The organism is Domibacillus sp. F004, from assembly GCF_057814295.1.
Genome location: NZ_JBVATB010000006.1, coordinates 91,213 through 116,257, shown reverse-complemented (window position 1 = coordinate 116,257; position 25,045 = coordinate 91,213). Strand labels below are relative to the sequence as shown.

Sequence of the window (25,045 nt, the reverse complement as noted above, 5' to 3'; positions counted from 1 at the left end):
ATGTTCTATCTTCATCATAATACAGGCAGCGCTTGTTTGGAAATCATCATTTTACAGCAATGAAACGATTAACGGTAACCGGGAATTCCGATGATACGAGTTCTGTCCAGCCTTTTAAAATAGCTTCACGTGCATTCTGAGCCGTCAGCTGCTGGAATAAAATCGTTGTGAAGCCAGCTTCTTTTAATCGTTCCCAGTAACCTGAGAGTGTCTCCATATAAGGAAACTCGGAAGTATGTGAAAGTGACGATGCTTCAGCGAAATCAACGACGAAACGGCCGCCTTCCCTAAGCACATCGTATGCTTGTGCTGTCCACCGGGCTCCTTCTGCATATTTATGAATCGACAGCGGAGCTGCAACTGTATCAAACTTATCTTTCTTTATTTGTGAAAAAACTACCACGGGCAGTACAATCGCGCCAGCATCCGAACAGCACGCTGCTAATGTTTCTGAGCCGCCGACGACCATAATTCGCTCTCCTTGTTGCGGTTGGATGGTTTCATATAAATTTCCTGCTGTAATTTTCAACTCTTTTTTCTGTTTTGTTTTTTCTGCGACTGCCATGGCCAGCCCTCCCTTTTAATATAAAAATCCCTCTTCCTGAGAATATGGAAGAGGGTTATGTTTCTATTTAATCCTCTTATCTCTCAGCCGCAACTGCAAGATTTAGCACCGTGCCTAAAATAGGTCGGTTGCCGGGTATCATCGGGCTTGTCCCTCCACCTGCTCTTGATAAGATGTATTCAATTATTTATTTTATGATAAGAAGGATTATGGCACGTTTCATTTTCTCTGTCAACCATGATACAATTTCCAAAAAAGAAGCGGAGGCTGGGGAAATGAAAATAGCTTGTTTACAGATAGACATCGCATTCGGTAATCCTGAATTGAATTATGAACGGGCGGCAGACTTTTTGAAAAAAGCACATGAAGCAGGATGTAATATCGCGCTCTTACCCGAATTGTGGACGACTGGTTATGATTTACAACGGCTGGATGAGATCGCTGATGCCAACGCTACACGGACAAAAGCGTTTTTATCTAGCACAGCCAAAAAATACAACATGCACATCGTTGGCGGATCGGTTGCAAACGAAACAGAGGATGGTGTAAAAAATACGATGGTCATCGTGAATCGTCACGGCGAGGTCATAAAAGAGTATAGCAAACTACATTTGTTCCGGCTGATGAACGAGGAGAAATATTTGGCTGCGGGTAATACGGATGGACTGTTTGAACTGGAAGGCGAAAAAATGGCTGGATTTATTTGTTACGACATTCGGTTTCCAGAATGGTTTCGAAAACATGTATTAAACGGTGCACGTGTGCTGTTCGTACCAGCAGAGTGGCCGCTTGCCCGGGTTGATCATTGGCGCACACTATTAATTGCCCGAGCAATTGAAAACCAGGCGTATGTCATTGCATGCAACCGTGCAGGCTCTGATCCAGATAATCAGTTCGCAGGGCATTCGATCATCATTGGGCCATGGGGAGAAGTAATTGCGGAAGCCGGTGAAGAGGAAGAAATGCTAATTGGTGAAATTGACTTTGATGTTATTGACGAAATCCGAAGCCGCATTCCGGTATTCGAAGATAGACTTGAGTCATTTTATTAATTATAAAGCGCCCCTATCTGGATAGGCGGCGCTTTATAATTGATTCATGATCATTTGTCATCATTTTTAGCATTTGCAGTTACTACAGCAATATTTTAACCACTTGCTTCAAAAAAACCTGACCATCAGCTATGGACAGGTTTTCGAGTCTTACCCTTTCATTTCCACTCGTATGGTGTCTCCTGATAGACGTAGTAGTTAAGCCAGTTGTAGTAGAGCAAATGCGCATGCGAGCGCCATTTGTTTGGTGGACGTTTTGAGACGTCGTTATCTGGAAAGTAGTTTTCCGGCATAGCAATATCAATACCTTTTGCACAGTCTCTCTCATATTCTTCCGCAAGTGTAGTTGCGTCATACTCCAAATGACCCGTGATCATAATATTACGTGCATCTCTTGACATCATAAGAAGCGGGCCAGCTTCTGGTGACGACGCGAGCATAATCAAGTCTTCATGTGCTTCGATTGCTTCTTGACTCACATCTGTGTAGCGCGATACTGGTGAGTAAAATTCGTCATCAAAACCACGTAACAATTTAATAGTTGGATCCGTAATTGTATGTTTATATATTCCAAAACATTTACCTGGCAGCTCAAATTTGTTAATACCATAATGATGATACAGCGCGGCCTGAGCTCCCCAGCAAATATGCAGCGTCGATGTGACATTTGTTTTTGCCCAATTCATAATTTCCTGTAATTCCTGCCAATAGTTAACCTTTTCAAAATCCATCAGCTCGATCGGTGCACCCGTAATAATGAGTCCATCATAGCGGCGGCTTTTCACTTCTTCCAGTGTAGTATAAAATTGCTCAAGATGTGACTTACTTACATTTTTCGCTTCGTATGTCGCTGTATATAAAAACGAAACATTTACTTGCAAAGGCGTATTTCCAAGCAATCGCAGCAAATGAGCTTCCGTTTTTTCTTTTTCTGGCATTAAGTTCAAAATGAGTATATTGAGCGGGCGGATATCCTGCATCTGAGCACGATCCACGTCCATAATGAAAATATTTTCTTTTTCAAGAACCTCACGTGCCGGCAGCTGATATGGTATGTTAATTGGCATTTAGTTTCCCCCCTGATTTGTATTTTCACTAATTAAAAGCCGAGGACACTCATTCATTGAAAAACACTCGCTCAAATGGTACGACGGCTAAAAGCATATTATTTTTATTGTATCATCTTCGTTACTCCCATCGCGAAAGCCTCGAACCGATAGCTCCCAGCTAGCAGACAATGTAATAATTATAGTCATCTTTCAAGAAAAAAAACAACCACTCCTTGTTATTATTTTTTGAGAATAACAAGGAGTAGTTGTTGCTCTTTATAATTTTAAATTTTTAGGCTCTGTTAAACATCAGGGTTGATATTTCTCCAAAAGAAAATAAGTTACTTTTTGGGAAGTGGTCTCCAATTAGAGTCCCGTTTATCTCTGTTTGTTGGTTGTCGATTCACATGTCTCATAAGAAAAGCTTTTTGATATTGCCTCAAAGATTTTTCATTTGCTCCACCTTGATAATCTGGGTCATCAAATTGAATGTCATCATCTTCCCAAAAACAAATACTACAAATATCGAATGTGCCTGGTGGTTCTTCATCTAATGTTTTATAACCACAGCATGGGCATGTGTATTTCATATAATCCCCCAAAAATTACTTTCGGTTAATTTTACTATTAATTAACAAATTAACCTACTCTATTAGTTGAACAAAAAACAACCGCACTCTTTAACACAGCCATTTTTTAATGCATGGGCAAGTGCTGTGTTAATTGGTTCATCTACTTCTAAAAAATTTAGTGAAATTCATAAAGAAAATAAACGTTTAAAACAAGAAGTTGAAATTCTCAAACGCGCGATGTCTATTATGTCTGCTAAATAGCAAGCATCTGCACATTTTCCAACTTAAAACTATGGTATATTAGACGGTACAAAGTCAGTAAAGGAGTTCGAATAAATGGCAAAAAGTGTAGTAATCGCTGAGAAACCCTCGGTTGCACGTGATATCGCAAATGTATTGAAGTGTACGAAAAAAGGCAATGGATTTTTAGAAGGCGATAAATACATCGTTACGTGGGCATTAGGACATTTAGTAACGCTGGCAGATCCAGAGGCTTACGATAATAAATACAAAACATGGAATTTAGAAGATCTTCCAATGCTTCCCGAGCGCATGAAATTAGTTGTAATGAAGCAAACTGGAAAACAATTTAATTCCGTTAAAAGTCAACTCATTAGAAGTGATGTAAACGAAATAATTGTGGCTACTGATGCAGGGAGAGAGGGAGAATTAGTCGCACGCTGGATTATTGAAAAAGCAAAAGTAAATAAACCGATTAAGCGTTTATGGATCTCATCTGTAACTAATAAGGCAATAAAAGATGGCTTCGCAAACCTGAAACCCGGAAAAGCCTATGAAAATTTATATTCATCAGCCGTGGCACGATCTGAAGCTGACTGGTATATCGGATTAAACGCAACACGTGCTCTAACAACGCGTTTTAACGCGCAGTTAAACTGTGGACGTGTACAGACACCAACAGTTGCGATTATTGCACAGCGTGAAGAAGAAATTAAACATTTTAAAGCACAAACTTATTATGGCATTGAAGCACAGACATCAGATAATTTAAAGCTGACGTGGCAAGACGCAAAAGGCAATAGCCGCAGTTTCGAAAAAGAAAAAGTCGATACCATTGTAAAAAAGCTTGGAAATATCGATGCGGTAGTTATAGAAATTGACAAAAAAAATAAAAAATCATTTGCACCTAACCTTTATGATTTAACAGAACTACAACGTGATGCGAATAAGATTTTTGGTTACTCTGCAAAAGAAACGTTAAATATCATGCAAAAACTGTATGAGCAGCATAAAGTATTAACGTATCCTCGTACAGATTCACGCTATATCTCTTCAGATATTGTAGGAACGCTTCCAGAGCGTCTTAAAGCTTGTGGAGCCGGGGAATATCGTTCTTTAACTAACAAGATCTTAAACAAGCCTATAAAAGCTTCTAAATCATTTGTCGATGACAGTAAAGTGTCAGATCATCACGCTATTATCCCAACAGAAGATTATGTAAATTTTTCAGCTTTTACAGATAAAGAGCGCAAAATTTATGATTTAGTTGTTAAACGGTTTTTAGCCGTGTTACTCCCAGCGTTTGAATACGAGCAATTAACGCTTCGTGCGAAAGTCGGCAATGAGAACTTTGTTGCTAGAGGGAAAACCATTTTATCGAATGGCTGGAAAGAAGCATATGAAAATCGATTTGAGGATGACGATGCAGAAAATGACTTAAAAGAACAAATTTTACCTCGCATCGAACAAGGTGATAAATTAGATATAAAATTAATTGTGCAAACCTCAGGTCAAACAAAGCCTCCTGCACGCTTTAATGAGGCGACATTACTTTCGGCAATGGAAAACCCTACAAAATACATGGATACACAGAACAAACAACTTGCAGCCACTTTAAAATCAACTGGCGGCTTGGGTACTGTGGCAACTCGCGCTGACATTATTGAAAAGTTATTCAACTCGTTCTTAATTGAAAAACGTGGTAAAGATATTCACATTACGTCAAAAGGGCGTCAGCTACTTGATCTAGTTCCAGAAGAATTAAAATCCCCTATGTTAACGGCTAAATGGGAGCAAAAGCTTGAAGCTATTGCAAATGGCAAACTGAAAAAAGAAGTATTTATTTCTGAAATGAAAAATTATACAAAAAAAATCGTTGCTGACATTAAAGCAAGTGATAAAAAATACAAACATGACAATATTTCAACGAAATCTTGTCCGGACTGTGGAAAACCAATGCTTGAAGTAAACGGAAAAAAAGGCAAAATGCTTGTATGCCAAGATCGTGAATGTGGTCACCGCAAAAATGTCGCACGCATCACAAACGCTCGCTGCCCTCAATGCAAAAAGAAAATGGAACTTCGCGGTGAAGGTGCAGGTCAAATTTTCGCATGTAAATGTGGATATCGCGAGAAATTATCTGCCTTTGAAGCAAGACGTAAGAAAGAATCTGGCGGAAAAGTGGATAAACGTTCTGTACAGAAATATTTAAAACAACAAGAGAAACAAGAAGAGCCTTTAAACAATGCACTAGCAGAAGCATTAAAAGGATTGAAATTTGATTAATTAAAATTAACCCCTTCGAATTAATAACATTCAAGGGGTTAATTGCTTTTAGTTATGAAAGGCGAAAAGGGGAATTAATGCCAATTCCCCTTTTCAATCAACTTTTAGTTATTAATGGCAGCTAGTGCCTTTGATTGCTGCTGGACGTGGAAGATCCAACGCTGGATTTCCATCATAGAAACCATGCGGTTTCAACATGAATCCGATATAGTGAGTTGGCATTACTGGCCAATCCTCAGGACGCACAATATGATGAACGGCCATATTATACCAAACAACAATATCTTCGTTTTCAATATTACGGTTCTCTTTTACCCAATGTTCTAGAGTATCTCCGCCTTTATTTTGGTTCGGATATTTTCCAGAAGCATACATTTGATCACGATCAAATTTCGTAACGTGTAAATGGTTTCTAATGAATCCAGCACGTTTCACGATACTTGATTCTTCATGTAAGAATGGAGACGCATTTTCACCAGGTACAAGTTCAAAACCTACTGGCTCACCTACAAAGTTTTTCTTATTAGGGTTAATGATTTTCCATATTCTTGCTGTTTCAAGATTCATTCTTCGTTGAGCTTCTAGTTCTGTTTTGAATGTTGTCGTTTCAGCATGGAATGAATTTAAATAGCGATTGGTTTGGAAATTTGGCGGCGACGCTACTGTGTTCAATTCTTGAACAGAGTTCTGTTGTCCATCGACATTTATATCAATACGGTAATTAAAGATATGTTGGTGAATCGGCGCACTGATTTGTGGTGCAACCAGTGATCCATACTTTGGTATTTCACCTTCCTCAAGCACACCAATATTCAAGATTCCTGTTAATTTTGCTTCATGTTCAATTTTACCGTCTGTATAGAAGTACCAGAAGAATCCGTAGTCATAGTTTGCTACTGTCGTAAAGAATGAAATTACTAAACGACGTGAACGGCGTACTTCTACATCTTCTGTTCTCCAATCTGTATGTTTCCATGCAATTCCGTGATCTTCTTCATGGAGACAGATCGCATTAGGAATTCTATGGATATCACCATTACCCGTGGCCATAACCGCATCGAAATAGTCGATATGACCAACACAGTCACAACCGCGTTCCAATGAGTTGGCTAATTGACCAATTCCGTATTCACCAGCATCAAACGCACATTGCCAGTCATGCGCTGGACTATTATCCCCGTAAGGTACAACCATTTCTGATAAAGCTGCACGGTAGAGGATTGGGCGTTTTACTCCTTTGTCTTCATAATCTACCGTATGAAGAACGAGTCCTTCTCGAGCTGTGTAACCAATTCGGATATCCCACTTTTGCCATTTAATGTTATGACCATTAATTTCATAGCTTGGGCCTTCTGGTTGTGTAATTTCTAACGGTTTTAAATCTGTCCGTACTTGGATTTTATCAGTTCGTTCAGGTTTATATTCTGCATCCATAGGCGCAATCGGTTTTACTCCAGAGTCTTCGATTCTGACAACTTTCATCGTACTTAAGTCGACGACTGGCAATAAACCTGTAAGAGGATAAGCATATGCATTATCGCCTTCATTTTTTTTCACAAAGCAAAGTGCACGAGCAAGTCTTTTTCCTTCATCTTCTTCAACACCAAAGTATCCAACAGACCAAGGATCAACCATAACCAGACTTGGATCCGTAATGCCGCGTTTTTCAAGCGCTTTATGGAATTCAGGATTTTTTTTCACCGTTTCCTCAAGTTCAGCATATTCTTCAAAAAGGAATGAAGGTTGAACGCCTGGAACATGTGTCCATGAAATAACTTTTTCATCTGTAAGAGAGATAACACCTTCATACGTTTGGCTATCTGCTGTGTCTAAAACGATCATGAAAGCTTCACGTACAATTGGGTCGCCTTCTTTGAAGTTTAACACAACTGATTTTTCAGGCTCATACAAACCAACTTGCTCAAATCGAGCTGCATCCGTTAGTCCTTTTTCTTTTCTTGCAATAGCAACCGCTTTTATAATTTCACCGGTTGTAAGAGGCTCTAATGGATGCCCCACTTGCTTCAATGGTTCTTGATTGCTCATGTAATATCCTCCCTTTTATTTACAAAACAATGCTGACTTTTCAAGTGACTTTAAGGTTCAATTCATTGGCACTACCAAGTAGTAGGAAACTCTCGTCAGTAACAGTTTAACCAATTATGAGAAATTTATACAAAAAGTCCGAAAAAACCCCACAACTTTTGCTATTTTCTAACCTAGCCATTCTTTCCAAAATCAAGTGAAGTTCATCCATCAACTATTTGGATTTGCTGCTTAAGACCAGATTCTACTAAGAAACTTTTCGCCTTTTTATATTTCTCCAATTATTCGCATCAGAACCTTAAATAGTATCACAGCTCCAATTAGCCAAATAAGAACATAAAAATCATCATCAAAGACAATTCTATCTATTCTTCCCCCTCTTTCCAAAATAGGAATAGTAAATATATAAGTACAACTCAATTTTTCAACATGGCTAACGATCCAATTCGCTGAAGTACCTTCTCCGGGCATGTGTCCAGATATTCCATAAATGAACGGATCGATGCGCGGATCTCTTTTTGGGTGGCGTGGAACCGATTGACGATCACGCTTCCTTTCAGCCACCCTCAAATACGCTCCACGGCATTGAGCTGTGGCGAGTACGGCGGCAGGAAAAGCAGCGTGAGACGGTATTCATTCGCTTCTAAAAAGGTTTCAAGAGTTTGGCATGATAAAATCCGGGCATTATCTAGGATCATGACGATATGCCGGTCTTTATGCATCCCTACAATATAACGGAGAAATGCCAAAAACGTCTGCGCATTGCACTGTTCTTTCTCCATACACAAGAATTCGCCATTTTGAACGTTCACACAGCCAAACAAGCTGACAGACGCATGGTGGCCGTAAGTCGGAATCTGTTTTTGTTTTCCTTTGGGACTCCACGTGGAGCGCAAAGCCTGTTAATCGCGGATATGGCTTTCATCTTCATATAAAAAGACTAACTTGTCTGACGCGTTTTTTTATCATGGCCAGCTCTTTTTGAAAAGCTTCCTGTTTCTTGCCGTTCGCGCGTTTTAACATATACGTCGGACGTGTGTAGCTGAATCCCCAGCGTTTCAGCATCTTGCCAATTCCCATACGGGTCATCGCAATAGAGTATTTTCGTCCAAGACATGTTTCAAAATACGTGTATCCCAGCTGGATTCACAGCCGTGGCCTTCTTCAGCCGGTGTGCTGTGCTCGATCATCCGTTTTACTTCAGCTTCTTGATCCGGCGACAATAGAGGAGGTTTTCCCGGTGAGGATCCGCGGTGAAGCAGCGCCTTCACCCCCCTGATTGAATTTTTTGACTTAGGTGGAAATCGTATCCTGGTGGACATGCAGCAGCTTGGAGATTTCCATCGCATAATAGCCCTCCATAATAAGTAGGATCATAGTCACCCGCTTGACCATAGAAGCCTTTTTTATCTTTTTTTCATAGGCTTTCAGCTGTTCCAGTGTCCAGCCGTGGTCATTAGTAATCGTCAATCCTTTTCACATTTTCCTCGCTCCTTTGTCCGTTCTTTTAGGAGCAGTATGGACAAAGAAGTAGGCTGCCTAAACACGCCGAAGGATTAAGTTTGATTTATATAATATGTTAGATATCAATTTTGCTTCTATCTAAAAACCCATTCCCTTTTTTGCTGCATCCGAGGACTCGGGCGATGTCACAGGCAACAGATGGCTTTTCTGCAAGTACAACTGTTTTACTCATTCTAACATTCCTTTCTGCTTGTTGCTTTCGCTTATTACACCATATTATTATCCTGAAATAATATAATGAAAAAGGACAAGTGTTATAACATAGATTAAAACGGGAAGTGAAGTACAGAGAAAAGGATTTATTGAGATTATTTGTAGTATAATTTACACAACATGAATGGAGGTTTTTCTGATGATTGCGCAAAAGCGAGGAGATATTCCCTATTTACTCGGTCTTATTTTCTTCATTACATCTGTCGTCTATTTTTTCGCCTCGAACTGGCCGGAATTTGATCGTGCGGTGAAAGGCGGCTTAAGCCTTGCTATACTACTTTTTTGTGCTGGTGCAGCACTTATTTACAGACGAAGCAAAACATTTTCTTACCTTGGAAACTGGTGGTTGTTTCTATCAGTTATTGCATTCGCTGTGGCCGTTGCGCTTGTCGGACAGATGTACAATTCACATGCAGATTCGTATGTACTTTTCTTTGTTACACTCATCCCAACTGTCATTTTAGCGTTACTTACACGCTATCGTCCGCTTTACTGGCTGGCTTTCTTATTATTTGAATTGACCATTTGGATGAAATTATATCCCACCGGAACGTTTATGACATATACAACAGGCGAGCAGCTCCTTCTGTATACCGGCTTGATCGCGCTGCATATCGGAATTTACTTTTTTTGGTTAAAATTGCATGAACAAAAGTTGTCTTTTTTATCACTTATTGCAGCGCAATATTGTGCACTTTATTTACTCATTTCACATGCTGTTTATGACTTATTTACAGATGATGTGGAATACACCTTTATCTTTATGCTGCTTCACTTGCTATACATTGTGTTTATCATTTTTTTCTGGAAAGCCTTTATGAAAGCACGCAAACAGCACCCGTTTGAGCTTGCCATCCATCTGTTATTTTTTGGCCTCTATATCGTCTGGAATGTCTTTTATATATGGTTCAGCATTATGGGAGAATACATTTTTTACGCTGGATTTCCTATGTTATTTATCCTGTTCGCCTTTAGTATTTTCGTGTTAAGAAAACTGAAAACAGCTTCTGAAACGGGTGACCGGAAATGGGTTCGCTATACCATATCGTTATTAACCGGTGTTCTCGCATTTATCGGGACCATTATTGCTGTTTCATCCCTCAGTTCTTTTATTGCGCTGATCTTTGGTTTTAGCGGCGATATGTCAAACAGCTTTCTGCTTCTTGCTGTTCTTTGTATTGGAGCAGGGCTCGCTGTTCGAAAAGACTCTTGGCTTGTTGTTCGGATAACATTGCAAATTACTGGACTTGTCTTTGCTTTCTTGTTTGTTGTATCCGAGTGGGAAGCAACGTGGCCAGCATTTTTAATCTTACTACCATTTATCGTACTGACTGTTCTTTTATTTAAGAAAAAAGAAGCTATTTTATACTATCTTTCCGCTAACGGTGCTCTTTTATACGGGATCATCCATCTGCTCATAGACAATGGTGTAGATTTTTCAATAAGTACATGGATTTTATTCACAGCCGGTGTTTTGAATGCCTGTGCATTTTTCATCTTAAAGAAGCACCCGATCGGAATTGCCGCTTTTTGGCTGTCAATTGCATTTATGCTTTATTCCTTAACAGAAGATGGCTGGGACTCCTTATTACTTCATGTCCTCTTTCTCATTTATATTTGCTGGCACTTATTTCGTCCGATTCTTGGAACAAGATTATACAGGTGGGCAGCTTGGGCAGCATTTATCGGATTTATTATTTGGAAATATTATGAATACGCCTGGCTTCTTCTTCATAAATCACTTACATTCTTTCTTATTAGCATAATCTTTTTTGCTATCTGGTATGTATGGGGACGAAAACAGACTGTACCTGTTAATGTGAAGAAATGGAGTATTAGTGCATTTACAATGGTTATCGCTATTCAATCTGGTTTCTTATTATTCACAGTTTGGCAAAAAGAGCAACTCCTTCAAAATGGGGAAATAGTCGCACTTGAACTTGCGCCGATTGATCCGCGTTCAATGTTACAGGGCGATTATGTGCAATTGAATTATGAAATCCAGGTAAATTACCGCGAACACTATTATAAAGAAACCCCTTCTCTTCCTAATGGAAAGGTAGATGTTTTGCTAGAAAAATCAACCGAAACGGTTGAATATAAAGGGCAAACCATCCCAGTCTATACAGCATCAAGCTTTACACCTACTGGAACGAAAGATGCATTAGCGATCAAAGGAAAGGCCCGTGCTGAAACGTTGACACTCGGTATTGAGCATTTCTTTATTCCTGAAAAATCGGGTGCCGAGTGGGAAGAAAAAACGCATGCCATCATCCGTGTTGCCGAAAATGGCGATGCAATTTTGGAAACGTTAGAATAATAATTTTATACTCTTTTAAGAAGGAATGCTGTACTTTCTTAAATATTATAAATTAAATATTCTAAATTGCTCACAGATGATTGTTACGTCTGTGAGCAATTTTTTATTTCCAAAACCTTCACATCTTCTGTATCTTTCTTCCCTGTTTATATGGTATAACTGTAAAATGATATCGCTTGCAATCAGGAGGGAATTCACATGAGAAAAACAGTTACATGGCAGCTCGGAACAATTATCATCGGCATTATCATTACGATGCTTCTCATTACATCGATTGCTACGTATAAAACAGCATATGATAAATTATATGAAGCAGCAGGAATTGAAGCATATGGATGCGCTAATATTACAATAGGTTTAATCGAACCAGAAGATATAGAATCTATTTTATCTGGTGATGAGAAAACGATGGACAAGGTCGGCTCACAGCTGAATTGGACGACAGAACATAAATCTATATTCGAAACACAGTATATCGTCGACTTTAATGGAAAACTGCTAGCACTTGATGATCATTTAAAAGAAAAAGGCTTTGAACCTGGCGATTCTTTTTATATCGATCAAGAAGCCATTGATATGTTAATAGATACAGGTCATCCGACCTACTCAAAAATTTACGAATATGGCGGCATGGATCGGTTATCCGGCTATGCTCCGATCTATTTGGATAATGAAATTGTCGCGGTCAGCGTCATTGATTTTGATGCATCGATTGTGGCGGATCGGACATGGGATGTAGTGAAAGATGGCATTTTAATTAGTTTAATACCGATGATTGTGGCGTCCATTGTGACAATTATTCTTATTCGCCGCAAAACAAAGCCAATTTCGGCGCTTATTACACAGGCGAAAGAAATTGCAAATGGCAATTTGTCAGTTGAAAACACACATAGTAAAAGCAACGATGAAATTGGCGATCTTGCTCGCACATTAAACTTCATGGCGGCTAACTTGAAACATATGATTGGTACGCTCAAAACAACATCCGGTCAATTAACACGCAACTCACTTGAAACAGCGGAATCTTTAAATGAAATGAAAGTCTCTGTTCAGCAAGTATCTTCTAACATGAGTGAAGTCGCATCTTCTATTTCAGATGGCACGATGAATGCGGAACAATCCACCCATATTTTAGACGAGCTCGCAAGCTTGATTCAAACTGCGAAACAAAAAGCAGATACAAGTGTTGATAATTCAAAAAGGACGATAGCAACAGCAGAGGAAGGCCGCAGCCGTGTAGATGATATTAGCCGGGATATGAACAAAATTAGAACGTCTTCTATTGAAACTGGGCAGACCATTCAACACTTGAATGAATCCACTGCAAAAATCAACCGGATCGCTGGCACCATTGCCAATATTGCTGGACAAACGAATTTACTTGCACTAAACGCCTCTATTGAAGCAGCCCGGGCCGGTGATCATGGTAAAGGATTTGCCGTTGTCGCCGAAGAGGTACGCAAGCTTGCGGAACAATCGAATGAAGAAGTATTACAGGTTGAAAAATTGGTCAAAGATATCACCGGTAATATTCAGCATGTTGTTTCGTCTATGACTGAAAGTACTAACCTCGTTGAAGAAGGAAACAAAACGGTTCAATTCACATCTCAATCGCTTACAGATATTTTAACAGCTGTCTCAAAAACAGCCGAAGAAATTAGCGAAGTGTCGACTTTAACCAATGAAGAGGCTGCCAAATCAGACCGAATCGTTGAATTGATTACACACCTGGCCGAATCGATTCGTGACATTGAAGTAACGACTGTTGATGTATCAGCCGCTGCTGAGCAAACCTCTGCAGCTATTGAAGAAGTCGCCGATCGCTCTACTGAAATGAGTAAAGTCGCTCAGGAACTGGATGAGATTGTCGGACAATTTAACGTTTAATAACGTTTTATGAGCGGGTTTTTACCATTAATTGTTTATACTATCCACATACACATAATACAAATATTTACAATTCCATAAAAAAAGAGCTGCAAAAACATCCGCAGCTCTTTTTTCTTTATTCATTTACCGGTTGTTCTTCCGATTTTGCTTTTGTCTTTTTCGCTTCAATGGCATGAATATGATGGCCGTCAGCGTCACGGATAATAAACTCATATCCATCCTGTTCAATCGAATCACCGAGCTTCACATCAATGTTTTCTGTTAATGCCCAGCCGCCTAACGTATCGACTTCTTCATCAGACAAATGAGTACCAAGCAAATCATTTACTTCTGAAATCAGCACACGTGCATTCAGCAGGTAATGTTTTTCCCCCAGTTTTTGTACTTCCGGCTTTTCATCCGCATCAAATTCATCTCGAATTTCACCGACAATTTCCTCTAAAATATCTTCAACAGTTACAAGACCTGAAGTACCGCCATATTCATCCATTAAGACGGCCATATGAATGCGCTCTTTTTGCATTTTTAGCAGCAAATCGTGAATAGCTATCGTTTCAATCACGCGAATGACCGGCTTCACAAACTCTTCAAGCGGCCGACTTCGATCGCTGTCACGATTTAAATAATACGATAATAGTTCTTTCATATTAACCATGCCGAGAATATTATCTTTATCACCATCATCAACCGGATAACGCGTATATTTTTCGATTTGAATGATCGACGTAATTTCATCCCATGTTAAATCTTTTGATAACGTTATCATATCTGTACGCGGCACCATAATTTCTTTAGCCACACGCTCATCAAATTCAAAAATACGATCAACATATTTATATTCAGACTGATTAATTTCACCGCTTTTAAAGCTTTCGGACAAAATAATACGCAGCTCTTCCTCAGAGTGGGCCATTTCGTGTTCAGATGCCGGTTTTAAGCCAAAAAGACCGACTAAGCCACGGGCTGATCCATTCAGCACTTTAATGAACGGGTACATGATTTTATCGAAAACAATGATGAGTGGAGAGAATGTTAATGTGACCCATTCCGCTTTTTGAATCGCGACTGTTTTCGGTGCCAGTTCCCCGACAACAACGTGTAAAAACGTCACGAGAGCAAAGGCGATGAAAAATGATAAAACGCTTGAAACAGATTCCGCCAGTTCAAATCGTTCAAACACTGGATGCAAAATTTTCTCAACCGTCGGTTCTCCGAGCCACCCAAGTCCAAGTGCCGTAATCGTAATACCAAGTTGACAGGCAGACAAGTATTCATCTAGGTTGGATGTTACTTTTTGTGCTGCAATTGCCCGTTTATTCCCTTCTTCAACGAGCTGATTAATACGTGACGGACGCACGCGAATGATGGCAAATTCCGTTGCAACGAAAAAGCCAGTCAGCACGATGAGCAGGGCAAATAACAATAAATTGACTAATATCAAAATGTGGAAAAAACAGACAAGCCGTTTTTTCCCCTCACCTCCCGGGGCAGAAAATAACTTGTATTTCTATACCCTTATTTTTATTTATCATAACAAACTCTTGTCATATTTTTAAAGTGATTCATCTTCTTTCTTAATAATATGTATTCCCTCAAGCGCATTTGCGTAGTGAATAGCGTGTTTCAAGGTCGCAAAACACTTTAATTCTTTTAAATAAATGCCTTTTGATGCCATCTCCATCCCAAGTTCAGGGGAAATACCTGCCACCATCGGTACCGCACCGATTAATTGGATGGACTGTGTCAATTTTTCAAGTGTACTTAAAATAAGGGAGTCCATCGCATTAATACCTGTGACATCTAAAATAAGGATCTTCGCTTTACGATCCACAATAGCCTGTAAAACTTTTTCAATTAAATCATCAGCTCGCTCTTGATCAAACCTGCCCATAATTGGCGTAACGAGAATATCATCCAGAACAGGAATAATAGGGGAAGACAGTTCACGAATGATCGTTTTCAGTTCCCTTGTCCGATTTTCTACCATCGCTTCAAGCAGCATAATCTTCTGCTGCTCCTGCGACTGAGTATATTCAAAAATGTTTTCAGTCGGTGTTATTGGGGATGGATACAGTTCAATTTCTTTATAAGAACCGGCTTCTGATAGAATGTAATCATTAATTTTATACCACATTGTCTCTCCAAATAGCCCCGTTAATATACCCGCCCAGTGACCGCCAATAAAGGTGCCGGGCTGATCTCCCTTTCCTTGCGCTTGGACAACTTTGCTTTCCCAGTCATTATGAATGGATAGTATCACACGCCGTTCTTCTAAACAGAGGTGTTTATATTCCATTGCTCCCCAACCCGTAGCGGTGTAAACATCAGGCAATGACTCAAGCACTTCTTGCATACTTTTACCGCCCCTAGCGTAGAAGCTGCTAATAATTTTCCCTGACCGGTAACCTGCTGTTTCAAGTACTACCCGGACAGACTCCGTCCCTGTCACTTCTTCAATCGTATCAATAAACGTTTTTAGTTCTGACTTTGTCCAGAATAAGACAACGTCCTCATTATCAAATTGAAATAGACCCTCATCTAAATTCCAATGAAAATTGGTCTTCCCTATTTCTTGGTTAAATTCTCTTTCTTTCAAAAGAACCCCTCCTGACTTCCTTCTAACACCTATTTTACATTGAGTACTTGCTGTTCACCAGTTTTCCCTCCGTTTTTTTAATCAAAATGATATACTAATAAGAAAAAGAACGCGAGGTTTTTGAAAACAATGAGTATTTTATCAGTAAGCCGCTTAAGCCATGGTTTCGGCGATCGTGTCATTTTTAATGATGTTTCTTTCCGTCTGCTAAAAGGAGAGCATATAGGCCTTATCGGCGCAAATGGGGAAGGAAAATCAACGTTTATGAATATTATTACCGGCGAATTGCAGCCGGATGAAGGGAAAGTTGAATGGTCGAAAAATGTCCGTGTCGGCTATCTTGATCAGCATGCAGTATTAATGCAAGGGATGACTGTTCGCGACGTGCTCCGGACAGCGTTTCAATATTTATTCGATATCGAAACCGAAATGAACGAACTGTTTGGGAAAATGGGAGATGTTTCACCAGAAGAACTCGAAACATTGCTTGAAGAAACGGGTACGATGCAAGACATTCTTACAAATAATGATTTTTACATTATTGATGCAAAAATTGAAGAAACAGCGCGCGGTCTCGGCCTCGACGACATTGGCCTTGATCGTGATGTTCATGATCTGAGCGGCGGACAGCGGACGAAAGTATTGCTCGCAAAATTACTTCTCGAAAAACCAGACATTTTACTTTTGGATGAGCCGACAAACTATTTGGACGAACAGCACATTGTATGGCTAAAGCGTTACTTACAAGAATATGAGAATGCCTTTGTACTCATTTCACATGATATTCCGTTTTTAAATAGTGTTGTTAATTTAATTTATCATATGGAAAATCAAGAATTGAACCGCTATGCCAGTACGTATGATGAATTTTTGAAAGTATATGAAATGAAAAAGCAACAGCTTGAAGCAGCCTTTAAAAAGCAGCAGCAGGAAATTGCGGGCTTAAAGGATTTCGTTGCCCGTAATAAAGCGCGTGCTTCAACAAGTAATATGGCGATGTCACGCCAAAAAAAACTTGATAAAATGGACGTTATTGAATTGGCCTCTGAACGCCCGAAACCAGAATTCCGTTTTAAAGAAGGACGGACACCCAGTAAACTTATTTTTGAAGCGCGCGACCTTGTGATTGGATACGACGAGCCTCTTTCCAGCTTACTGAACTTACGCATGGAACGCGGGCAAAAAATTGCTCTAACTGGCGCAAATGGGATCGGGAAAACGACGCTTTTAAAAAGCCTGCTCGGTGAAATACCGCCGGTTTCTGGTGAAGTGGAACGCGGTGAAAATCTTTTGATCGGCTACTTCCAGCAAGAAATTAAAACAAGCAATAACAACACATGTATTGAAGAAATGTGGGCCGAATTCCCTTCATTTACGCAATATGAAATTCGTTCATCACTTGCTAAATGCGGATTAACGACGAAACATATTGAAAGTAAAGTTTCTGTGTTAAGCGGCGGCGAAAAAGCAAAAGTTCGTCTGTGCAAATTAATTAATCAGGAGTCCAACGTTCTTGTTCTCGATGAACCGACCAATCACCTTGACATTGATGCAAAAGAAGAATTGAAGCGGGCACTGAACGCCTTTAAAGGAAGCATCCTCCTTATTTCACATGAACCTGAATTTTATCAAGACATTGTGACAGACATTTGGAATGGCGAATCATGGACGACAAAAGTCTTTTAATAACAGGTCTTTCTACGTGTTTTACATGTTTTAGACATTATTTGACACTTCCTCTTTTTCATTTTCGATACACTGATGAAAATGCATTAGGAGGTACATAGAATGTACAATAAATTATGATGCGGTCCGCGACGAAATTGAAACACAGTATAAGACCAACACGGGAGGGAGAAGGCAATTAAATTTATGGGAAAACGATATGCATTGTCATGGAGCGGCGGCAAAGACTGCACGATGGCACTTCACTTACTAAAAACACAGGGTGTTGACGTCGTCTGTCTCATTACGACTGTCCCAATTGAAACAGGACGCACATTCGGGCATGATGAAAAAACGGAATTGATCGAAGCACAAAGCGAATCACTTGGTATTCCGATTCATTTTATCCGGTGCCGGTACGATCATTATACAGATGATTTTATTGCTGATTTGAAACGGTTGAAAGATAAATTTATGCTTGATGGTATCGCGTTTGGTGATATTTATCTCGATGGTCATATTGAATGGGGAGAAAAAGTGGCAGCGGCAGCCGGTGTTAAATCCATATTTCCACTCCAGAGCAAACAATCAGAAAGTGCACGGATGCTGAAGCGGTTTATCGATACTGGCTATAAAGCGATGATCATTCGCGTGCGGCGTGATGTAATAGAGGCTTCGTTTCTTGGCCGGATGCTTGATGATTCATTCGCAAAGGATATTGCAAAAACGGATTGCTGTCCACTGGGCGAAAATGGCGAGTTTCATACATTTGTATATGACGGCCCTCTTTTTAAAACACCGATCGCTCTAAAAACAGGCGATGTAATCGAAACTGATGCATCATTCCGTCTTGACATAGAATTGTTGAAAAGCGGCATGATGCAGTAAAGTATCATTTATTAGCAGACAAGGAACGTGCCGAGGCCGGCACGTTCCTTGTTTATTTGGCAGGGACTGCTTTCCCTTTATAAAATTCATACTTTTCAAGTTCAATACCGATTTGTCTAGCCATTTTCTTTAATTCTTTTTCCTGAAACTCACTCGTAATAAGTGTTATGATCGTTCCGTCTCCTCCCGCACGTCCCGTTCGACCAGAGCGATGCGTATATTCACGGGAATTGTGCGGCGCCTCAAAATGCAAAACGTGAGTGAGCCCTTTGACATCGAGGCCGCGAGCCGCGACATCTGTCGCAAATAATAGCGGCGCTTTGCCATTTCGGAATTCTCGAATCGCTTTAACACGCTCTTCTTTTCTAAGCTCACTGTGCAGCACGCCATTTTTTACACCTTTATACGCAAGCTTTTCTGACATTACATTCACGTCTGTAATGTCTTTAATGAACGCAAGCATCCGCTCCGGTTCAAATGCGCGCATCACTTTTTCAATCATTTGCTGTTTTTCTTTCCACTCACACGTGAAATAAAGATGGCGGACATTTCCTTCTTCCGGTAAACTTTCTTTTGAAATTTTCACCACTTCTGGATCGTTCATGACTTCTTTCGCTTTTTTCTCTGCCGCCGCTGGCAATGTCGCAGAAAACAGAGCAAGCTGACGGTCTTTCAGCGATGCTTTAATAATGGATTGAACCGGCTCGGCTAGCGCCGTTGTGAAAAGTTCATCACCCTCGTCTAATACAATCAGTTTGACTTCATGCATTTTGAGTTTTTTCATTTGGATGAGCTCCAGTAATCGACCCGGTGTCCCGCATACAATATGAGGCGGTTTTTTTAAACGATCCGTCTGACGCTTAATATTTGCCCCGCCAATCATGCCCGCTGACGTGATGACTCCCCCGCCAAACGTGCGGATTTCTTCTTGAATTTGCATGATTAATTCTCTTGATGACGCCATGACGACCGCTTGAACTTGCTGACGTTTCGGATCAATTTTGTTCAGCATCGGCAATACATACGCAAGTGTCTTTCCTGTTCCTGTAGGTGATTCCGCGATCACATCGCGTCCTTCAAGCAACAATGGAATCGCTTTTTCTTGCACGGGCATCGGGTGCTTAAACTCTGCTTTTTCCCATGCTTCTTGCAAAAATGGCTGTAATAATGATAAAAATGGTAGTTGATTTGACATAAAGGCTCCTTCTCGTTTTTTTCATTATCTATTGTTTTCAGATGTTTCACAATAACAAATTAAGGCTAATATAAAGAAAATGATTCCTTTTGAGGTGAAAAAATTGGTAAAAAAACGCGATCAAGGAAAGATGGATAACCCTGACCAGCTCGAAACAGACAAAGAAAGCATTTATGATAAATTTCAGGAAGAACAAACTGTAGATTCCATTCCACTTGAAGATTTAAAAATCGAGCAGTTCGATGAGAAAAATAAACACCACACGAAAAACTCATCGTCGAGCGAAAAAAAATTTCCAGGATAAAAGGCAGCCTTTTGCTGCCTTTACCCTTTTATACGTTCAACGTGATACATTGGCGTTTCCCGTCACCCAAAACCGCCACGGGTAGTCTTTTGCTTTCCCGCTATTCGGAATGCCAATACGCGGGCCTATCGAAATATCAGCCGGTGCAAACCCTGGAGCAATATAAATTGGCGGTTTATTAAAGCGTCTCCCATAATCGGTCATGTTAATACCGAGTGCTTTCGTTAACTTCCCTGGTCCGCTCGTCAAATTTTTCATCGTCGTGTCGCCTCTCCGCTTAAACATAAGATCAATGCCCTCATACGGCTCCACCGCACGAATGAGTACCGCTTCCGGCACATCTACTTCTCCGCTTACAACATTTACTAAACAATGCGTGTGCATCAAATACGTATATACGCGCCCTGCTTCTGCAAACATTACTTCCGTTCGCTTCGTCCGTCGATTATTAAAACTATGAGCTGCTTTATCAAGCGGCCCGCGGTACGCTTCTGTTTCAACAATAAAACCGGATGTAACCCCCTCCTCCATTTCCTTTACAAGCAGACAGCCGAGTAAGTTCCGTGCCAGTGTAAGCGTAGGCTGTTCAAAAAAACCGCTGCCTACTGGCTTATATTTGTTTATACCTCTTTTTCCCTCTTCACTTATCTGTTTCATTCCATGTCACCTCTCTTTATCATTTTACCTTTTTCCCACTTCATTAACCTGCTTCCCTTATTTTCCCCTCATTTTTTGTTACAAGTTCTTTGATTTAGGGTAAAGTAAGAAAAAGAACAGATTTTAATGGAGGTTTTTCGTATGGAATGGATCGGCTGGATCAGTCTTGCAATTGTAATAGGTGCACTTATTTATTTCGGTATTTCGGCACTTGGCTCATTCAAATCAATGAAGCCGAAAATCGATCAGTTAAAAGCAGCACAAACACGCATTCAAACTGAAGCAGATAAAATTAAGTCTGAAACAGATGAATTGAAAGTTCATCAAGAACATCTTATAGCCGATGTAGATCATGCAAAGCAGGCGGTTACATCGACCATAAATGAAACGAAACAAATTCCTGAAAATGCGAAGTTTTTTGCAAAGACCGCCGTTGATTCAACAAAAAATAAAAAAACGGCGAACTCTTGATATAATAGGAACGATGGAGCAGCTGACACCGGTCAGATGCTCCTGTTTTTTTACAAAGAAATTATTTTCGTTATAATAAGTACCGTTACGTTTTAAAAATGAAAGGATGTCTTAATGGATTATTTACTAATTGTTTCAATTGTCATTTACATGGCAGCCATGTTGCTTATTGGATGGTTAGCATATAAGAAAACCTCCAATTTAACAGATTACATGCTTGGAGGCCGTGGTCTCGGTCCCGCAGTGACAGCATTATCTGCCGGCGCATCGGACATGAGCAGCTGGCTCTTAATGGGACTGCCTGGCGCAATGTTTTTAACCGGGATTAGCTCATCCTGGATTGTATTTGGCTTAACGCTTGGCGCGTGGGCAAATTGGCTGTATGTCGCCCCAAGATTACGCACCTATACCGAAATCGCGAACGATTCAATTACGATTCCTGGCTTTTTAGAAAATCGGTTTGATGATCACTCTAAAATGCTCCGCCTTATTTCTGGGCTCGTTATTTTAATTTTCTTTACATTTTACGTATCATCCGGTATGGTGTCCGGCGGGGTATTATTCAATACAACGTTTGGAATGGATTATCATGCTGGTTTGTTTCTCGTCACAGGAATTGTTGTCGCATACACGTTATTCGGCGGATTTCTAGCAGTTAGCTGGACCGATTTTGTTCAAGGTATCATCATGGTGACAGCTCTTATTTTAGTGCCTATTGTAACGCTCATCGAAATTGGAGGATTCAGTACAGCCGTGTCAGAAGTACGGTCGATTGATCCGAACATGCTTAACATTTTCCAAGGTCAAAGTCTTCTCGGGATCATCTCTCTGTTTGCTTGGGGTCTTGGCTACTTTGGCCAGCCGCATATCATCGTCCGATTCATGGCTATCAAATCTCGAAAAGATATAAAAAAGGCTCGCCGGATTGGCATGAGCTGGATGATTTTCTCTTTAATAGGTGCAATGCTGACAGGATTTTTAGGTATAGCCTATTATTCAATAAATGGATTGACAATTGCTGATGAGGAAACGATCTTTATTGAACTCGGGAATATTTTGCTTCACCCACTCATAACTGGCTTTATTTTATCTGCCATTTTAGCAGCAGTAATGAGCACGATCTCATCACAGCTGCTCGTCACTTCCAGTTCTCTAACAGAGGACTTGTATAAAACATTTTTCCGCCGCAATGCATCTGATAAAGAGCTTGTCTTTTTAGGAAGGGTATCTGTATTCATCATTTCCGTTATCAGTCTCGCCCTTGCTTGGGAGCAAAATGACACAATCCTAGCACTCGTCGGCTATGCTTGGGCCGGATTTGGCGCTGCATTTGGCCCGTTGATTTTACTGAGCCTATTTTGGAGACGTATGACCAAATGGGGTGCGTTTGCCGGCATGGTGACCGGTGCAGTGACGGTAATCGTTTGGGCGGATGTATTTAAACTGTCAGACACGCTGTATGAAATTATCCCTGGCTTCGCTGCTTCTCTGCTAGCCATTGTTCTTATAAGCTTACTGACAAAACCAGCACAGAAAACGACCGAACGATTTGATGAATTTACTGAGAAAATGAAAGATTAATGGCCGGGCCTTTCTTTCACGCTGTCAGTGAAATATAATAAGCATACATGACTTTAATAAAGAAAGGCTGGTCTCACTTTGGAACAATCATCCAACTTTATCAGAACGATTATTAAACAAGATGTGGAATCTGGACGGCACGATTACGTTATTACGCGCTTTCCACCAGAACCAAACGGTTATCTTCATATCGGGCATGCAAAATCAATCGTTATCAACTTTGGGCTTGCAGACGATTTTGACGGCAAAACAAATTTACGATTTGACGATACAAACCCGTTAAAAGAAGACCAAGAGTACGTTGATTCAATTAAAGAAGATGTCTCGTGGCTTGGCTATGAATGGGATGAACTTCGCTTTGCATCGAATTATTTTGATGAAATGTATAAGCGTGCTGTCCTGCTTATTCAAAAGGGGCTTGCGTATGTCGATGATTTAACAGCGGACGAAATCCGCGAATACCGAGGCACTTTGACGGAAGCCGGAAAAGAAAGCCCGTATCGCAGCCGTACAAAAGAAGAAAACCTTGATTTATTTGACCGTATGAAAAATGGAGAATTTGAGGACGGCAGCAAAGTGCTCCGTGCAAAAATCGATATGACGTCACCAAATTTAAATTTGCGTGATCCCGTCCTATATCGTGTTTCCCATACATCTCATCATAATACGGGAGAGGCGTGGTGCATTTATCCGATGTATGATTTCGCACACCCGCTTGAGGATGCCATTGAAGGTGTAACGCATTCTCTCTGTACGACTGAATTTGAAGATCACCGTCCTCTTTATGAATGGGTTGTACGTGAATGCGAAATGGAAAATCAGCCGCAGCAAATTGAGTTTGGCCGATTAAACATTACAAATACGGTAATGAGTAAGCGCAAACTGAAGCAGCTTGTTGATGGCGATTTTGTAGACGGATGGGATGATCCCCGCTTGCCGACAATTTCTGGCATGCGCCGCCGTGGTTTTACAGCAGAAGCAATCCGTGACTTTGTAAAAGAAACAGGAGTTTCAAAAGGATCCGGTACAGTTGACTCAGCTATGCTTGATCATTTTGTTCGGGAAGATTTGAAATTGAAAGCACCGCGCACGATGGGCGTTCTTCGTCCTTTGAAACTGGTCATTACGAACTATCCCGAAGGACAAGTTGAATGGCTTGATGCGGAAGTGAATCCTGAAAATCCTGAGATGGGCATGCGAAAGATTCCGTTCTCCCGCGAAATTTATATTGAGCAGGAAGACTTTATGGAAGAGCCGCCGAAGAAATATTTTCGCCTATTCCCCGGAAATGAAGTTCGATTGAAGCATGCGTACTTTGTCAAATGTGAAAACATCATTAAAGATGCAGATGGCCATGTAACAGAAATTCACTGCACATACGATCCTGAAACGAAAAGCGGCTCGGGCTTCACTGGCCGTAAAGTAAAAGGTACAATTCATTGGGTCGATGCTTCACATGCAGTACCAGCGGAATTCCGTTTATATGAACCGCTCATTCTTGATGAAGAAATGGCTGAATCAGAAGACAAAACATTTTTAGATCATGTCAACGCAAACTCGCTTGAAGTAATCAATGGTTTTATTGAACCAAATTTAGAAAACATTCAAGCACAAGAAAAGCTGCAATTTTTCCGCCATGGATATTTTAATGTAGACCCAAAACATTCAAAACCTGGGAAACCCGTCTTTAACCGTATCGTTTCACTAAAAAGCTCGTTTAAATTATAAGAAAAAGGTTTTTGTTTTGGTTGTATTTAAATTAATTAAGACAAATATATAAGAACAAAAACGCACCTACTAGATATATCTAATAGGTGCGTTTTTTCAACTAATTTTTTCAAGAAAATGGATAGATATCCAAAAAATTTTCAAAATATGATATTTACGGTTTACTTAATGAAAAAAAGGGGGATAAGATTTTTAGGGCGTTG

23 protein-coding genes and 1 riboswitch are annotated in these 25,045 nt (G+C 40.2%); of the genes, 10 read left to right on the top strand and 13 right to left on the bottom strand.

Translation table 11 applies throughout. The annotated features are described in order from the left end of the window. Window positions 1-46: 46 nt before the first annotated feature. On the bottom strand, window positions 47-565 hold the full coding sequence (locus ACZYRN_RS15015; protein WP_488912433.1) for a class I SAM-dependent methyltransferase: 519 nt from the start codon (window positions 563-565) through the stop codon (window positions 47-49). A gap of 73 nt (window positions 566-638) precedes the next feature. Beyond that, window positions 639-740, bottom strand: a riboswitch (SAM riboswitch). A 100-nt stretch (window positions 741-840) separates the two neighbouring features. On the opposite strand from ACZYRN_RS15015, the gene ACZYRN_RS15010 reads away from it, so the two are divergent. Beyond that, window positions 841-1,617, top strand: a complete 777-nt coding sequence (locus ACZYRN_RS15010; protein ID WP_488912432.1) for a carbon-nitrogen family hydrolase — start codon at window positions 841-843, stop codon at window positions 1,615-1,617. A gap of 158 nt (window positions 1,618-1,775) precedes the next feature. On the opposite strand, the gene metA is transcribed toward ACZYRN_RS15010, so the two are convergent. Both metA and ACZYRN_RS15000 read right to left on the bottom strand, forming a co-directional pair. Further along, window positions 1,776-2,684, bottom strand: a complete 909-nt coding sequence (gene metA / locus ACZYRN_RS15005) for a homoserine O-acetyltransferase MetA (protein ID WP_488912431.1) — start codon at window positions 2,682-2,684, stop codon at window positions 1,776-1,778. Window positions 2,685-3,007: 323 nt separating this feature from the next. After that, entirely contained in the window at window positions 3,008-3,256 is a 249-nt protein-coding gene (locus ACZYRN_RS15000) for a CPCC family cysteine-rich protein (RefSeq protein ID WP_488912430.1), read from the bottom strand. Between the two features lie 318 nt (window positions 3,257-3,574). Between ACZYRN_RS15000 and ACZYRN_RS14995 the strand changes: the two genes are divergently transcribed. Further along, entirely contained in the window at window positions 3,575-5,764 is a 2,190-nt protein-coding gene (locus ACZYRN_RS14995) for a DNA topoisomerase III (protein ID WP_488912429.1), read from the top strand. Between the two features lie 111 nt (window positions 5,765-5,875). Here the strand turns inward: ACZYRN_RS14995 and ACZYRN_RS14990 are convergent, their stop codons facing one another. The 6 genes from ACZYRN_RS14990 to ACZYRN_RS14965 all read right to left on the bottom strand — a co-directional run bounded on the left by ACZYRN_RS14990 (window position 5,876) and on the right by ACZYRN_RS14965 (window position 9,280). Further along, window positions 5,876-7,810 carry a primary-amine oxidase gene (locus tag ACZYRN_RS14990; RefSeq protein ID WP_488912428.1) on the bottom strand — a complete coding sequence of 645 codons (1,935 nt, stop codon included), beginning with the start codon at window positions 7,808-7,810 and terminating at the stop codon, window positions 5,876-5,878. A gap of 267 nt (window positions 7,811-8,077) precedes the next feature. Continuing rightward, window positions 8,078-8,374, bottom strand: a complete 297-nt coding sequence (locus ACZYRN_RS14985) for a hypothetical protein (protein WP_488912427.1) — start codon at window positions 8,372-8,374, stop codon at window positions 8,078-8,080. Window positions 8,375-8,376: 2 nt separating this feature from the next. Further along, window positions 8,377-8,706 carry an IS630 family transposase gene (locus ACZYRN_RS14980; protein WP_488912426.1) on the bottom strand — a complete coding sequence of 110 codons (330 nt, stop codon included), beginning with the start codon at window positions 8,704-8,706 and terminating at the stop codon, window positions 8,377-8,379. Window positions 8,707-8,737: 31 nt separating this feature from the next. Further along, window positions 8,738-8,875, bottom strand: coding sequence for a winged helix-turn-helix domain-containing protein (locus ACZYRN_RS14975; RefSeq protein ID WP_244886863.1), 138 nt, complete (start codon window positions 8,873-8,875; stop codon window positions 8,738-8,740). A 20-nt stretch (window positions 8,876-8,895) separates the two neighbouring features. Next, window positions 8,896-9,081: a hypothetical protein gene (locus tag ACZYRN_RS14970; protein WP_488912425.1), complete on the bottom strand. Its 186-nt coding sequence runs from the start codon at window positions 9,079-9,081 to the stop codon at window positions 8,896-8,898. 22 nt (window positions 9,082-9,103) lie between these two features. Next, the gene (locus ACZYRN_RS14965; protein ID WP_429822004.1) at window positions 9,104-9,280 is read right to left on the bottom strand and encodes a hypothetical protein; all 177 of its coding nucleotides are present in this window, start codon (window positions 9,278-9,280) and stop codon (window positions 9,104-9,106) included. A gap of 406 nt (window positions 9,281-9,686) precedes the next feature. Here ACZYRN_RS14965 and ACZYRN_RS14960 point away from each other — a divergent pair, with 406 nt between their 5' ends. After that, window positions 9,687-11,867: a GDYXXLXY domain-containing protein gene (locus ACZYRN_RS14960; protein WP_488912424.1), complete on the top strand. Its 2,181-nt coding sequence runs from the start codon at window positions 9,687-9,689 to the stop codon at window positions 11,865-11,867. A 198-nt stretch (window positions 11,868-12,065) separates the two neighbouring features. Then, window positions 12,066-13,754 (top strand): methyl-accepting chemotaxis protein, encoded by a 1,689-nt coding sequence (locus tag ACZYRN_RS14955; protein ID WP_488912423.1) that lies wholly within the window; start codon window positions 12,066-12,068, stop codon window positions 13,752-13,754. Window positions 13,755-13,872: 118 nt separating this feature from the next. On the opposite strand, the gene ACZYRN_RS14950 is transcribed toward ACZYRN_RS14955, so the two are convergent. Both ACZYRN_RS14950 and ACZYRN_RS14945 read right to left on the bottom strand, forming a co-directional pair. After that, a complete protein-coding gene (locus tag ACZYRN_RS14950) occupies window positions 13,873-15,198 on the bottom strand; it encodes a hemolysin family protein (RefSeq protein WP_488912422.1) in 1,326 nt (441 codons plus the stop codon). A gap of 111 nt (window positions 15,199-15,309) precedes the next feature. Next, window positions 15,310-16,353 carry an STAS domain-containing protein gene (locus ACZYRN_RS14945; protein ID WP_488912421.1) on the bottom strand — a complete coding sequence of 348 codons (1,044 nt, stop codon included), beginning with the start codon at window positions 16,351-16,353 and terminating at the stop codon, window positions 15,310-15,312. A 129-nt stretch (window positions 16,354-16,482) separates the two neighbouring features. Here ACZYRN_RS14945 and ACZYRN_RS14940 point away from each other — a divergent pair, with 129 nt between their 5' ends. Both ACZYRN_RS14940 and ACZYRN_RS14935 read left to right on the top strand, forming a co-directional pair. Then, on the top strand, window positions 16,483-18,039 hold the full coding sequence (locus ACZYRN_RS14940) for an ABC-F family ATP-binding cassette domain-containing protein (protein WP_488912420.1): 1,557 nt from the start codon (window positions 16,483-16,485) through the stop codon (window positions 18,037-18,039). A gap of 186 nt (window positions 18,040-18,225) precedes the next feature. Beyond that, on the top strand, window positions 18,226-18,906 hold the full coding sequence (locus tag ACZYRN_RS14935) for a Dph6-related ATP pyrophosphatase (protein WP_488912419.1): 681 nt from the start codon (window positions 18,226-18,228) through the stop codon (window positions 18,904-18,906). 52 nt (window positions 18,907-18,958) lie between these two features. Here ACZYRN_RS14935 and ACZYRN_RS14930 read toward each other — a convergent pair whose 3' ends face one another. Next, on the bottom strand, window positions 18,959-20,101 hold the full coding sequence (locus ACZYRN_RS14930; protein ID WP_488912418.1) for a DEAD/DEAH box helicase: 1,143 nt from the start codon (window positions 20,099-20,101) through the stop codon (window positions 18,959-18,961). Between the two features lie 94 nt (window positions 20,102-20,195). Between ACZYRN_RS14930 and ACZYRN_RS14925 the strand changes: the two genes are divergently transcribed. After that, window positions 20,196-20,405 carry a hypothetical protein gene (locus ACZYRN_RS14925; RefSeq protein WP_488912417.1) on the top strand — a complete coding sequence of 70 codons (210 nt, stop codon included), beginning with the start codon at window positions 20,196-20,198 and terminating at the stop codon, window positions 20,403-20,405. Window positions 20,406-20,441: 36 nt separating this feature from the next. Here ACZYRN_RS14925 and ACZYRN_RS14920 read toward each other — a convergent pair whose 3' ends face one another. Beyond that, on the bottom strand, window positions 20,442-21,062 hold the full coding sequence (locus tag ACZYRN_RS14920; RefSeq protein WP_488912415.1) for a DNA-3-methyladenine glycosylase: 621 nt from the start codon (window positions 21,060-21,062) through the stop codon (window positions 20,442-20,444). 141 nt (window positions 21,063-21,203) lie between these two features. Here ACZYRN_RS14920 and ACZYRN_RS14915 point away from each other — a divergent pair, with 141 nt between their 5' ends. The 3 genes from ACZYRN_RS14915 to ACZYRN_RS14905 all read left to right on the top strand — a co-directional run bounded on the left by ACZYRN_RS14915 (window position 21,204) and on the right by ACZYRN_RS14905 (window position 24,842). Next, the gene (locus tag ACZYRN_RS14915) at window positions 21,204-21,533 is read left to right on the top strand and encodes a hypothetical protein (protein WP_488912413.1); all 330 of its coding nucleotides are present in this window, start codon (window positions 21,204-21,206) and stop codon (window positions 21,531-21,533) included. A gap of 114 nt (window positions 21,534-21,647) precedes the next feature. Beyond that, on the top strand, window positions 21,648-23,114 hold the full coding sequence (gene putP / locus ACZYRN_RS14910; RefSeq protein WP_488912412.1) for a sodium/proline symporter PutP: 1,467 nt from the start codon (window positions 21,648-21,650) through the stop codon (window positions 23,112-23,114). A 78-nt stretch (window positions 23,115-23,192) separates the two neighbouring features. Further along, window positions 23,193-24,842: a glutamine--tRNA ligase/YqeY domain fusion protein gene (locus ACZYRN_RS14905; protein WP_488912411.1), complete on the top strand. Its 1,650-nt coding sequence runs from the start codon at window positions 23,193-23,195 to the stop codon at window positions 24,840-24,842. The last annotated feature ends 203 nt before the right edge of the window (window positions 24,843-25,045 follow it).

Excerpts from the sequence above, each read along its gene's own strand:
- ACZYRN_RS15015 (WP_488912433.1), bottom strand. The coding sequence starts at position 565 with ATGGCAGTCGCAGAAAAAACAAAACAGAAAAAAGAGTTGAAAATTACA.
- ACZYRN_RS15010 (WP_488912432.1), top strand. The coding sequence starts at position 841 with ATGAAAATAGCTTGTTTACAGATAGACATCGCATTCGGTAATCCTGAA.
- metA (WP_488912431.1), bottom strand. The coding sequence starts at position 2,684 with ATGCCAATTAACATACCATATCAGCTGCCGGCACGTGAGGTTCTTGAA.
- ACZYRN_RS15000 (WP_488912430.1), bottom strand. The coding sequence starts at position 3,256 with ATGAAATACACATGCCCATGCTGTGGTTATAAAACATTAGATGAAGAA.
- ACZYRN_RS14995 (WP_488912429.1), top strand. The coding sequence starts at position 3,575 with ATGGCAAAAAGTGTAGTAATCGCTGAGAAACCCTCGGTTGCACGTGAT.
- ACZYRN_RS14990 (WP_488912428.1), bottom strand. The coding sequence starts at position 7,810 with ATGAGCAATCAAGAACCATTGAAGCAAGTGGGGCATCCATTAGAGCCT.
- ACZYRN_RS14975 (WP_244886863.1), bottom strand. The coding sequence starts at position 8,875 with ATGCTGAAACGCTGGGGATTCAGCTACACACGTCCGACGTATATGTTA.
- ACZYRN_RS14960 (WP_488912424.1), top strand. The coding sequence starts at position 9,687 with ATGATTGCGCAAAAGCGAGGAGATATTCCCTATTTACTCGGTCTTATT.
- ACZYRN_RS14955 (WP_488912423.1), top strand. The coding sequence starts at position 12,066 with ATGAGAAAAACAGTTACATGGCAGCTCGGAACAATTATCATCGGCATT.
- ACZYRN_RS14940 (WP_488912420.1), top strand. The coding sequence starts at position 16,483 with ATGAGTATTTTATCAGTAAGCCGCTTAAGCCATGGTTTCGGCGATCGT.
- ACZYRN_RS14935 (WP_488912419.1), top strand. The coding sequence starts at position 18,226 with ATGGGAAAACGATATGCATTGTCATGGAGCGGCGGCAAAGACTGCACG.
- ACZYRN_RS14930 (WP_488912418.1), bottom strand. The coding sequence starts at position 20,101 with ATGTCAAATCAACTACCATTTTTATCATTATTACAGCCATTTTTGCAA.
- ACZYRN_RS14920 (WP_488912415.1), bottom strand. The coding sequence starts at position 21,062 with ATGAAACAGATAAGTGAAGAGGGAAAAAGAGGTATAAACAAATATAAG.
- ACZYRN_RS14915 (WP_488912413.1), top strand. The coding sequence starts at position 21,204 with ATGGAATGGATCGGCTGGATCAGTCTTGCAATTGTAATAGGTGCACTT.
- putP (WP_488912412.1), top strand. The coding sequence starts at position 21,648 with ATGGATTATTTACTAATTGTTTCAATTGTCATTTACATGGCAGCCATG.